The organism is Silvibacterium sp. (assembly GCF_047605705.1).
GTDB lineage: Bacteria > Acidobacteriota > Terriglobia > Terriglobales > Acidobacteriaceae > Silvibacterium.
The window spans coordinates 1-11,145 of sequence record NZ_JASGFD010000090.1 but is presented as its reverse complement, the minus strand read 5'-3'; the positions used below and the strand labels follow the sequence as shown (position 1 = coordinate 11,145).

At 62.7% G+C, this 11,145-nt stretch carries 8 protein-coding genes; 6 read left to right on the top strand and 2 right to left on the bottom strand.

Features of this window, described 5'->3' with window-relative positions; all coding sequences use genetic code 11:
• The 4 genes from QM649_RS19560 to QM649_RS19545 all read left to right on the top strand — a co-directional run.
• A partial coding sequence (locus QM649_RS19560) for an acyltransferase family protein (protein ID WP_415200762.1) occupies positions 1–674 on the top strand: 674 nt, incomplete at its 5' end.
• Between the two features lie 96 nt (positions 675–770).
• Positions 771–2,192, top strand: coding sequence for a sigma-54-dependent transcriptional regulator (locus tag QM649_RS19555; protein ID WP_415200761.1), 1,422 nt, complete (start codon positions 771–773; stop codon positions 2,190–2,192).
• Positions 2,182–3,678 carry a sensor histidine kinase gene (locus QM649_RS19550; protein ID WP_415200760.1) on the top strand — a complete coding sequence of 499 codons (1,497 nt, stop codon included), beginning with the start codon at positions 2,182–2,184 and terminating at the stop codon, positions 3,676–3,678. Before QM649_RS19555 ends, QM649_RS19550 begins: the two co-directional genes overlap by 11 nt.
• A 50-nt stretch (positions 3,679–3,728) precedes the next feature.
• Positions 3,729–5,003: a homoserine dehydrogenase gene (locus tag QM649_RS19545; RefSeq protein ID WP_415200759.1), complete on the top strand. Its 1,275-nt coding sequence runs from the start codon at positions 3,729–3,731 to the stop codon at positions 5,001–5,003.
• Between the two features lie 129 nt (positions 5,004–5,132).
• On the opposite strand, the gene QM649_RS19540 is transcribed toward QM649_RS19545, so the two are convergent.
• Both QM649_RS19540 and QM649_RS19535 read right to left on the bottom strand, forming a co-directional pair.
• On the bottom strand, positions 5,133–6,416 hold the full coding sequence (locus QM649_RS19540) for a DUF1501 domain-containing protein (protein WP_415200758.1): 1,284 nt from the start codon (positions 6,414–6,416) through the stop codon (positions 5,133–5,135).
• Between the two features lie 240 nt (positions 6,417–6,656).
• Positions 6,657–7,871: a VWA domain-containing protein gene (locus QM649_RS19535; protein WP_415200757.1), complete on the bottom strand. Its 1,215-nt coding sequence runs from the start codon at positions 7,869–7,871 to the stop codon at positions 6,657–6,659.
• 192 nt (positions 7,872–8,063) lie between these two features.
• Here QM649_RS19535 and QM649_RS19530 point away from each other — a divergent pair, with 192 nt between their 5' ends.
• Both QM649_RS19530 and QM649_RS19525 read left to right on the top strand, forming a co-directional pair.
• The gene (locus QM649_RS19530) at positions 8,064–9,920 is read left to right on the top strand and encodes a SpoIVB peptidase S55 (protein ID WP_415200756.1); all 1,857 of its coding nucleotides are present in this window, start codon (positions 8,064–8,066) and stop codon (positions 9,918–9,920) included.
• Positions 9,921–9,989: 69 nt separating this feature from the next.
• A complete protein-coding gene (locus QM649_RS19525; protein WP_415200755.1) occupies positions 9,990–10,997 on the top strand; it encodes an NAD(P)-dependent alcohol dehydrogenase in 1,008 nt (335 codons plus the stop codon).
• Positions 10,998–11,145: the final 148 nt, after the last annotated feature.

The following is an 11,145-nucleotide window of genomic DNA, read 5'->3' as shown; positions in this document are numbered from 1 at the left end:
AGATCCAGTTTTATCTGCTGGCTCCCCTGTTTATGCAGGTCTTCCGCATCCAGAGTGCACTCGCAAGGCGGCTGCTGCTGGTGTCGGCGGTTGGGGCGTGCGGGCTTCTGCAATGGCATGTAACGCAAACGGGTCTCCTGCACCTGACGCTGCTGTATTACGTGCAGTATTTTCTTGCGGGAATACTCATCGCAGATATCTGCGTGCGTGATCTGACCCGCCTAAGAGCTGGTTGGTCCTGGGACATCGTCGGGCTTGGCGCCCTTCCCGTGATGTTCCTGATCCAGGGCCACGATAACCTGATGCATCTTCTGCTTCCGGCCGTGGACACCCTGCTGGTGCTCGCCGGGCTTCGAAGCCTGATGCTGCGACGCTTTCTCCGCTTCGAGCTCATCGCGATTGTGGGTGGAGCGTGCTATTCCATCTACCTGCTGCATTTTGTGCTGATCGCGGTTCTGTTCAAGGCGACGAAGCATTTTCTCCATGGGGCGTGGGGTGTGCCTCTCAACCTTCTTGTCCAGTTTTTCGTTCTCCTTCTTCCGGTGGTGTTTCTGTGCCTGCTGTATTACCGGTTCATCGAGCGCCCCTGCATGGATCCGAACTGGCTGAGCAGGCTGGCCGCAAAGTTCCGCTCCATTCCAGCCGCCGAGGTGGAGAGTCTGAGTGAGGTATAGCCGGATATTGCCGGATCAACCTCTGAAGGAAGACGCCGAAAGCGCAGCAGGCTTACGGCGATTTGAAGCTCATTGTTTCTGAAAGTAGTCATGGCCATGAATTCTCAACTCGAAGCAGCGGGTGTTGCGGCGGAGTTTCGCCGCACGCCCTGTATCCTGGTGGCTGACGATCAGCCTCACATTCTTGAAGCCCTCGAGCTACTCCTTGAGCCCGAGGGCTTTCGACTGGAAACGGCACGCTCGCCGTATATGGTGCTCGAGGCGCTGATGTCCGGCACCTACGACGCGCTGCTGATCGACCTGAACTACACGCGCGATACGACCTCGGGCAAGGAAGGACTCGACCTGCTCTCGCAGATCAAGTCCTACGATCCGCAGATGCCGGTGATTGTGATGACGGCGTGGGCAAATGTCGAAGTCGCCGTCGAGGCGATGCGGCGGGGCGCGCAGGACTTTATCCAGAAGCCCTGGGATAACGCGCGTCTGCTGACGATTCTGCGCACGCAGATCGAGCTGCACGATGCGGTCCGGCGGGCCCAGAGGCTCGAAGCCGAGAATCGCATGCTGCGCGCGCAGGGACTGCCAGAGATGATTGCTACCGCTCCCGCGATGCAGACGGTGCTGGCGACGATGGCGCGTATCGGCCCATCGGACGCGAACGTACTGATTACCGGCGAGCACGGGACAGGTAAGGAAGTGGTAGCGCAATCGCTGCATGCGCTCTCGCAGCGCGCCTCGCGCTCGCTGGTTGCGGTGAATACCGGCGCGCTGCCGGAAGGCACCTTCGAGAGCGAGCTCTTTGGGCACGTGAAAGGCGCATTCACTGATGCACGCAACGAGCGCATCGGGCGATTCGAACTGGCCGACGGCGGCACGCTCTTCCTCGACGAAATTGCGAACATCCCGCCGCGCCAGCAGGCCAAGTTGCTGCGCGTGCTCGAGACCGGCGAGATGGAACGCGTGGGTTCGTCGAAGACGCGGCGCGTGGATGTGCGCGTGCTCTCGGCGACCAATGCGGATCTTCGCGCCGATGTAGATGGCGGGCGCTTCCGCGCCGATCTGCTCTTTCGCCTGAACACGGTCGAGATTCATCTGCCGCCGCTGCGCGAGCGCCGCGAGGATATCCCACTGCTGGCTGCGCATTTTCTGGCTCGCTACGCGCAACGCTACCGGAAGCAGGCGGCAGGCTTCGATCCGGGGGCGGTGCAGGCGCTGCTGCAATATGGATGGCCGGGCAATGTGCGCGAGCTGGATCACACCATCGAGCGCGCGGTGCTGATGGCCCGTGGTTCCCAGATTGAAGCTGTCGACCTGGGACTTTCGCAGGGGCGCACGTCAGGTTCTGGACATGGTTCGGGCATTGGGCCCAGTCTCGAAGAGATGAGTCTGGAGTCCGTCGAGAGTATCCTCATCCGCAAAGCCCTCTCACGTTCCAGCGGGAATGTGAGTCAGGCGGCAGAAGCGCTCGGCCTGAGCCGTGGCGCGCTCTACCGGCGGATGGAAAAGTATGGGATCTAGCCACACCCGGAGAAGAAACAGGCATAATCGCCCGATCAGCGGGCGCCTCAGCTTTGAGGCGCGTCTGCGCTTCTTCTCCTGCCTGTTGAGCCTTCCCACCCTTGGGTTGCTGTTGTGGCTACTGATCGTGGAGCATCTGACGGCCGCCGCGATTGTCAGCATCATGACGATTGCGGCCCTGGCGATGCTGCTGGCCATCGCTTCGTTCATGGACCAGGTGGTGCGCCCTCTGCAAACGCTGGCCAATGTTGTCGCGGCGCTGCGCGAGGAGGACTACTCCTTTCGCGCGCGTGGAGCGCGGCCGGACGACCCTTTCGGTGACCTGGCCATCGAGATCAACGCGCTGGCGGACATGCACCAGGCGCAGCGGCTGGGTGCGCTCGAAGCTGCTGCGCTCTTTCGGCGCGTGATCGCCGAGCTGGACGCGCCGGTGCTGGCCTTCGATCAGCATCAGGCCTTGCGGCTGATGAATCCCGCAGCGGAGCGCCTCTTTGCGCTGAATCCGGCGCGCGATCTCGGGCGTTTCGCGGTGCATCTGCGACTCGAATACCTGCTGCACCAGCAGGACGAAGGCATTCTGCATCTGGATGGGCAGGTGGCGCGTTCCCCCTCGCGCTGGATGGTGCATCGCAGCATGTTCCGCCAGCATGGCGAGCCGCATACGCTGGTCATGCTGTCGGATGTTTCCGCCGCGCTGCGCGAAGAGGAACGGCAGGCATGGCAGCGGCTCATCCGCGTACTTGGCCATGAGATCAGCAACTCGCTGACTCCGATCAAGTCCATCGCCGGAAGCCTGCGCAGCCGCCTGCCTCGTCCCGAGGCGGCCGCGGTGCCTCCGGACTTCGACCGCGGGCTCTCGGTCATCGAAGGGCGCGCGGAGTCGCTGCATCGCTTTGTGCAGGCCTACCGCCAGCTGGCGCAGCTGCCCGCTCCGGCGATGCGGCGCGTGGCGGTATGGCCGCTGCTGGAACGCACGGTGCGGCTGGAGACGCGGGTCGAGGTTTATCTGGAGCCTTCGGCCGAGATTCTCGCGCTCGAGGTGTCGGCCGATCCCGACCAGATGGAGCAGCTGCTCATCAATCTGATCCGCAACGCGGTGGAGGCTGCGCAGACGGCGGCCGAGGAGACGCGGACAGAGGTCATTCCCGAGGTGACGGTGCGGGCAAAGCTGCATCCGCGCCAGCTGGCCATCCTGATCGACGACAACGGTCCGGGCCTGACCAATCCCTCGAATCTGTTCGTGCCGTTCTACACGACGAAGAAATCGGGCAGTGGTGTTGGACTCGCGCTGGCGCGGCAGATCGCCGAAGGCCACGGTGGGACGATCGAGCTGAGGAACCGCGAGCCACACGGATGCCGCGCGGAGCTGCGGATTCCGTTGATTCAGGAGCCGGAACCGGAGGCCGAGGCGTCGAACGAGGCTGAGACGGAGGATGCGGTTGCCCCCGTTCTGTCGTCGAGCCTGCTGGCTGGAGACGGCAGATAAGCCGCGATTGTCATATACCCTAAAAAGAAACCTTATCCACGGAGCAAGAAGTGCCGTCACCTGCATCGCCTTTGAAAGTGGCCATCCTTGGCTTTGGGACCGTCGGTAGTTCGGTCGCGCGCATCCTCGTTGATCGCCGGCCCGAGGGCCTGACGCTCACGCACATTTACAACCGCAACATCGCGCGGAAGAAGCAGGACTGGGTTCCTTCGACGGTCAGCTGGACGGAAGATATCGAAACGATTCTGACGTCGGACGCCGACGTGATCGTCGAGCTGATGGGCGGACTCGACCCGACGGCCTCGTGGGTGGAGAGGGCTCTGGCCTCGGGCAAGTCGGTTGTGACGGCGAACAAGAAGCTGATCGCGACGCAGGGCATCGCTCTCGAAAAGCTGGCGCGTTCGACCAGCGCGAACCTGCTTTACGGCGCGGCAGTCGCGGGCGGCATCCCGGTAATCCCGGGTCTGCAGCAGGGACTGGCGGGTGACCAGGTGCTGCGCATCGAAGGCATCCTGAACGGCACCTGCAACTTCATCCTCTCGAAGATGGAGCAGGGCGCCGAGTACGAGGACGTGCTCAAGGAAGCCCAATCGCTGGGTTATGCAGAGGCCGATCCCACGGAGGACGTGGACGGCTTTGACGCGCGCGCGAAGCTGGTGATTCTCTCCCGGCTGGCGCTGCGGGCCGATCTCGATCCGGCGGAGATTCCGTGCCGGTCGATCCGGTCGGTGTCGGCGATCGATTTTGCCTATGCCAAGGAGCTTGGCTGCACGATCCGGCAGATTTCGCGGGCGGAGATTCGCGGGGAAGAGCTGGCGACGGGCGATGTGCTGGCGAGCGTGGGGCCTGTGCTGGTTCCGAAGACATCACCGCTGGCCTGGTCGCACGGGACGGAGAACACGGTGCTCGTCGGCGGCAAGTACGGTGGCGACGTGGTCTTCTCAGGCCACGGTGCAGGCGGGCATCCGACGGCGGTTGCGGTGGTCTCGGACCTGATTTCGATCGCTCACGGCTCGCGGGCCGTCGATTTGCCGAGCCGGAAGAAGGCGCTGGGTGGCGAGTTCCTGCTGCGGCACTCCATCCGCTTCGTAGTCGACGACCGTCCTGGCATCATCGCCGAGATCGCCCAGGCGCTGGCGGTGGAGGGGATCAACATTCACGCGATCTTCCAGAAGCCGGGCTTCGCAACGACGAACCTACCGTTCGTGGTGACGGTAGAGCCCTGTACCAGCTCCTGCCTGCGGCGGGCTCTGGACCGTATCGAGGCGATGCCATGTCTTCTGGAGAAGCCCTTCGACCTGCAGATCCTGGAATCCGAGGGGTAACTTGGCAGGGGCACCGGAAGTGAAAAAGGCAGGAGCTTCGGCTCCTGCCTTTTCCGTTGTTTGGAGGGTGTTCTTTGAGCGCTACTTGAAGTGGACAGCCAAAACCGTTACCAACTGGATGCCTTCAAGTCATGCTTTAAGGATGTTCAGGAAGTGATTCGATTGCAGACCTGAATCTGGAAAAACGGTGTTGAGATTATGGGCGCCGAGGGTTTTGTAGACGGATTCTCCCAAGACCTGCCGGAAGTCGGTGGTGATGGCGAGATCCCGCTCCTCGTAGAGCTGGGTTTTATCCATGCCGGGCCATTTTCCATAGACCCTGCCGCCGGCCACCTGCCCGCCCATCACGAACATGACATTGGCGTGGCCGTGATCGGTGCCGCCGGTTCCGTTCTGGTGGACGGTGCGGCCAAACTCGGACATGGTAACCAGCGTGATATTGCCGGCTTCGTCGCCCATGTCCGTCCAGAAGGCGGCGAGGCTTTCGCTCATCTCCTTGAGGCGGCCTGCAAGCTGGCCGCTGACCGCGCCCTGATTCTGGTGGGTATCCCAGCCGCCGATGTCGGCGAAGGCCGTCTCGACGCCGAGGTTGGCCTTGAGGAGCTGGGCGACCTGCTTCATGCTGTTGCCGAAAGCGCTGTTCGGGTAGTTGGCGCCGGCAGCAGGGACGTAGTTTCCCGGATCGGCCGAGCGAAGCATACGGACGGCCTCGAAGGTTTCCTGGCCGGTGCCGTGGAGCACGGTGTTGACGCTCTCGTCGTACATGGCGGAGAAGTCGGAGCCGGGCTCCTGTCCTGCATTCGGCCCCATGCCGGAATTAGGGCCGGCGCTGCCTACCGTGAAGTTCTTCACATTGTTGATGGCGACAGCCGGCACGCGCCCCTGGAGCGTGCGCGGTACCTGCGCGCCAAGGGCGACGGCGCGGAAAGGCGTGCCGGTCCGGTGAGACGGGGCCTCGGCGGCGAGGGCGCGGTTCAGCCAGCCATCAGACGTGGCCTTGAGGCCGGGCGTGCCGGACTCCATGAAGTCCTGGGCGTCGAAGTGGGAACGGGTCGGGTCAGGTGAGCCGCAGGCGTGGACGATGGCCAGCTCCCGCCGGTCCCAGAGCGGCTTGAGCGGCGCCATGGCCGGATGCAGGCCGAAGAAGCCGTCGAGATCGATGACCTGATTCTGCGGGATGGCGATCGAGGGACGGAGGTCGTAGTAGGCCTTCTCGCGGTAGGGAACGACGATATTCAGGCCGTCGGCCGCGCCGCGCTGAAAGATGACCACGAGCCGTTTGCCCTGGGCCTGGGCGGTTGTCGCCTGGGCCAGAACCGAGCGGGTCAGGAAGCTGGGGATGGCGGTGGTGCCGACAACGGCCAGGGCGCCACCTTTCAGGAAGGCCCGGCGGGTGAGTGGAGGTTGAGGCATGACGTTCTCCCGACATGCAAGCCCTCGCCTCGCCTGGCAGCACATCTCTTCCTGTCGGACCCGATGCCGGGAGGGAAAGTCGCGGCGGTGGGTGGATTATTTCCTGCGGTGATATCTTCCGTGTTCAAAAACGGGTTAGGGGAGTATTAGAGACCGTTCTGGGGCATGGTTTGAACGAAACCGCAGGTCCCTCCACTGCGCTCCCCTGGTTGCTTAGGTTGGAATGACGAATGGATTTGCCTACTCGACCTCTTGCTTGGCCTTGTAGCCGTCGCGGGAGATGATGTCGTACTTCAGCGGCTTGTGCTTCTCATCTTGCATGCGCAGTGGATGGCCTTCGTTGTCGACCAGCTCGATCTGCAGCTTGCGGTAGGTGCCGTCGAGTTTCTGGTTGGTCGGCGTATAGGTGAGCACGTACTGGTTGCGGATGGACTCGTTGATGAGGCCGAAGTCATCAGGCAGCTCGCCGGCGAAGCGCGGGAAGAAAGACATGCCGCCGGTCATGCGGGCGAAGGTGTTCATCTGGTTGTCGGCCTGGAGGTAATTCATGTCGCGGATCTGGCTGTTCATGCCGCCGCGGCCCTCGGTCATGGTGCGGATCCACTGGCCGGTGCTGATGGTGAAGATGGTGACGTTCGGCGTGGCGCGGATCTTCTGCAGGACCTTATCGAGTGTGATTTTCGAGAAGGTATCGCGGCCAGAGGAGATCAGGACGACATACTTGCGGCCCTCGACGCGGCTGAGGCGGTCGAGCGTCTGGTAGAGGGCGTCGAAGAGGTTGGTCTCGCTCCAGGTGGGGAGGGTGAGGGTGTTGAGGGCATTCATGACCACGCGCTTGTCGGTGGTGAAGTCCGAGAGGATCTCGGTGTGCATGTCATAGGTCATGACGGCGACATAATCGTCGGGGCGGAGCTGCTGGGCGAAGGTCCAGGCCGCGTTCCGCATGTCATGGATGAAGTAATAGCTGTTGGAGGCGAACTCCAGCAGCATGACGGCGGTGATGGGCGCCTTGATCTGGTGAAAATGCGTGATCTGCTGCGGCTGGCCATCCTCCCACACACGGAAGTTGGCCTGCTGAAGATTCGGTACGAACTGGTGCGTCTTCTCGAGGATGACGCCGACGTTTACGTCGACTTCAGGAACGTTTACGCGCAGGGAGAGAGTGCCCAGGCCCTCCGGATTCTTCGGTGGGGGCGGAGGCAGCGGTGGTGGAGCTTCGTCCTTTTCCTTCTTTTTCGGGATAGCGATGGCGCCGTTGTCGCCGGTGGGACCGCCATCCTGCGGCGTGGTCTGATCCTGTTGTGTCTGCTGGGGCTGCTGCGCCGGTGTGGTGGTTGTCTGCTGCTGAGATGGTGTGGTGGAGTCACTCTGCTGGCCCAGGGCATAGCCTGATCCCTGAATAAGGACGAGCAGCGAAGTCAACGCAACAGCAAGACGACCAGACGTGGGTTTCATGGTTGCCTCCATTGTGTGCCTGCCGTGCTCTCCCCGCAAGCACCGGGTTGCAGGAGTGGAAAAGCGTGTTGCTGTGCCTGAAAAGCCGGGTGGCCGATGGATCCGTCTGACCAGCGAATGTAGCGCAGCCGCTTATTTTGCCTGTCGCGCGAATCGATGGGCAGAGTCCAGCTTTTGCTCTAGTCTTAAAGCGTGTATTGCCTCGCACCGGACCTGTTCCGCCGCACCCGTTGCCTGATTGTGCTTGCCGCTCTTGCTGCGCCTGCGCTTCTGCCCGCCGAAACTCCTGCTCCGCCGTCTTCCAATGCCATCTTTCCGCTCACGCAGGTGCATCGCGGTCTGCATGGCACGGCCTGGACGGTGTTTGAGGGCACGACGCCGGAGCCGATGGACGTGGAGATCCTGGGTGTGCTGCACAATGCGATCGGGCCGCACCAGGACATGATTCTGGCACGGCTGCATGGCACCAAGCCCGAATACACCGGCGTGGTCGCGGGCATGAGCGGCAGCCCTGTCTATATCGACGGCAAACTCGCAGGCGCGCTGGCGTATCGCATCGGCGTCTTCAGCAAGGAGCCGATCTGCGGGATCACGCCGATCGAGCAGATGCTGCAGGTGCGGGACGAGAATCCGGCGGAGGCTGCGCCTGCCGCGGAGGAGCATACGCAGACAGCAGCAGCAACCGGGCTGACTGCGGCGGCTGCGGAGAGTGCGGCGGCCGATCCTACGCTCGCCTCTCTGGGTGCGGGCTCTTCGTTGATCAAACCGATCGACACGCCGCTGATCTTTTCCGGCTTTTCGCCGGAGGCGCTGAAGCTCTGGAAAGAGCATGCGCCCGATATGGGGCTGATGCCGGTGGCGGGTATCGGCGGTGCGGGATCTGCGGCAGACGATGCGAAGAGCGAGAACGATCCCGTGATTCCGGGCTCGGCAGTGAGCGCGATCCTGGTGCGTGGCGATCTGGATATGGCCGCGACCTGCACGGTGACGTACGTGGATGCGAAGCATCTGCTGGCCTGCGGACATCCGATCACACAGTTCGGACCTGTATCGATGCCGATGACGCGCGCCGACGTGGTCGCTACGCTGCCTTCCGAATACAACGCCTTCAAGATCGTGAATACAACGTCAACGATCGGCTCGTTCACGCAGGATCGTGAGACGGCAATCATGGGCCAGTTTCATCTGGATGCGCGGATGATTCCGATGACGGTGCGCATCGCGCAGCAGGGAAGTGCGGCGGATGCAAAGACGCTGCACCTGGAAGTTGTCGATCAGGAGCAGGTGACACCTTCGGCGGTGATGGTGTCGGTGTACCAGGGACTGATGGAGTCAAACCGCTACGCATCGGAGATGACCTATCGCATCCGCGCGAAGGTGAAGCTCAAGGATTATCCGGAAGTCAGCTTCGAGAATCTGGTTGCGCCTACTGACCTTGCACCGGCGAACCTGATGGCGGCGGTGGTGCTGGGACAGTCGTTCTCGAAACTGTATGAAAATGCGGCGCGGCGCACTCCGGTCGAAGGCATCACGCTCGATGTGGAGGCGATTCCCGGGCGACGCACGATCGATATCCAGCAGGCGACGATCGATGCGACCGAAGTGCATGCGGGCAGCACGATCACGGTGCAGGCGGCGCTGCAGCCGTGGCGGGGCGAGGTGCGGAATGTGCGCATCCCGGTGACCTTGCCGGCTGCGTTGCCGAATGGAAAGGTGCGCCTGCTGGTGAGTGACGGGGCGACGCTCGATCGCCTGATGCAGCCGCCACAGTTCGGCGGTCCGGAACTTGATATTCCAGCAACGATTGCGCAGTTAAATGCGCAGCATCCGAGCGACCGGCTCTATGTGACACTGCTGGCGCCCGATCCGCAGGTGGGCGTGGATGGGCGCACGCTGACGGCAGTGCCGCTCTCACTGGCCAACGCACTGGAGCCGCAGAAAGAGAACCATTCCGCCTCGCTGAATGGGGAATCGGCGGTGCCGCTGGCGTCGGTTCCAGTCGATGCTGTTTTGAATGGGCAGCAGGTGATCGCAATCCGGGTAGAATAGGTTGGACGCTCGCGCCGGCTTCTCTTCCGGACTGGCATTCCGATCCGTATCATCGACAGGTTGAACGCAATGTCATTCATTCAGGGCTATGCTGTGCACGCAGCCGGGGCGGAGCTTCTGCCTTTTAAGTACGATCCCGGCCAATTGAACCCCTACGACGTGGAAGTGCGCATCTCGCACTGCGGCGTCTGCCATTCTGACGCGCACCTTATCGACAATGACTGGGGCATCAGCCAGTATCCGCTGATTCCCGGGCACGAGATTGTCGGCATGGTCTCCGCGGTCGGCTCGGCAGTGGTGGGGCTCGAGCTCGGCACGCGCGTAGGCATCGGCTGGCAGGCGAACTCCTGCGGCCGCTGTGAGTGGTGTCGCAAGGGGGAAGAAAACCTGTGCGCCAGCGCGCAGCCGACCTGCGTGCATCGGCATGGCGGCTTCGCGGAAGCCATCCGCGTGAATTCGCGTTTTGCCATTCCGCTGCCGGAGGCGCTCGAGAGCGATACGGCGGCTCCTCTGCTGTGCGCGGGGATTACCGTCTATTCACCGCTGCGCTCGCTGGGCATCAATCCGGCCTCGCGCGTAGGCATTATCGGCCTCGGCGGCCTGGGACATCTGGCGCTGCAGTTTGCGCGGGTCTTCGGCGCGGAAGTTACGGCGATTTCGACCTCCGCCGCGAAGGAGCAGGAAGCCCGCGAGCTGGGCGCGCATCATTTTGTAAACTCCCGCGAGTCGAAGGCGATCAAGGAGCTGGCAGGCAGCTTCGACCTGATCATCTCGACGATCACCGCGGACCTGGACTGGGCCTCGTTCGTACAGACGCTTCGTCCTCACGGCTCGCTGTGCTTTGTGGGCGCGCCGGATAAGCCGATCTCGGTGCCGGGCTTTCCTCTGATCTCGGTGCAGCGGAGCGTTTGCGGCTCGAATACCGGCAGCCCGGGGCGCATTGCCGAGATGCTGGATGTGGCTGCGCGGCACAATGTCCGTGCGCGGATCGAGAGCTTCCGCATGTCCGACGCCAACCAGGCGCTCGGCAAGCTGCGCAAGGGCCAGCTGCGGTATCGCGCGGTACTGGGCAACTAGCTGCTTCGCACAGTGCGGAGCGCCTTCAGCTTCCGCTCCCGTTAGCGGCGATCCGGGAGCTTGCTCTGTTTCGAAATGCAGAATTCCTGCCTTCCCACCCAAGCCTGAAGCTGGCTTGAGCAGGGACGAAGATCAGGGTGCCCCATCC

Excerpts from the sequence above, each read along its gene's own strand:
- QM649_RS19555 (WP_415200761.1), top strand. The coding sequence starts at position 771 with ATGAATTCTCAACTCGAAGCAGCGGGTGTTGCGGCGGAGTTTCGCCGC.
- QM649_RS19550 (WP_415200760.1), top strand. The coding sequence starts at position 2,182 with ATGGGATCTAGCCACACCCGGAGAAGAAACAGGCATAATCGCCCGATC.
- QM649_RS19540 (WP_415200758.1), bottom strand. The coding sequence starts at position 6,416 with ATGCCTCAACCTCCACTCACCCGCCGGGCCTTCCTGAAAGGTGGCGCC.
- QM649_RS19535 (WP_415200757.1), bottom strand. The coding sequence starts at position 7,871 with ATGAAACCCACGTCTGGTCGTCTTGCTGTTGCGTTGACTTCGCTGCTC.
- QM649_RS19525 (WP_415200755.1), top strand. The coding sequence starts at position 9,990 with ATGTCATTCATTCAGGGCTATGCTGTGCACGCAGCCGGGGCGGAGCTT.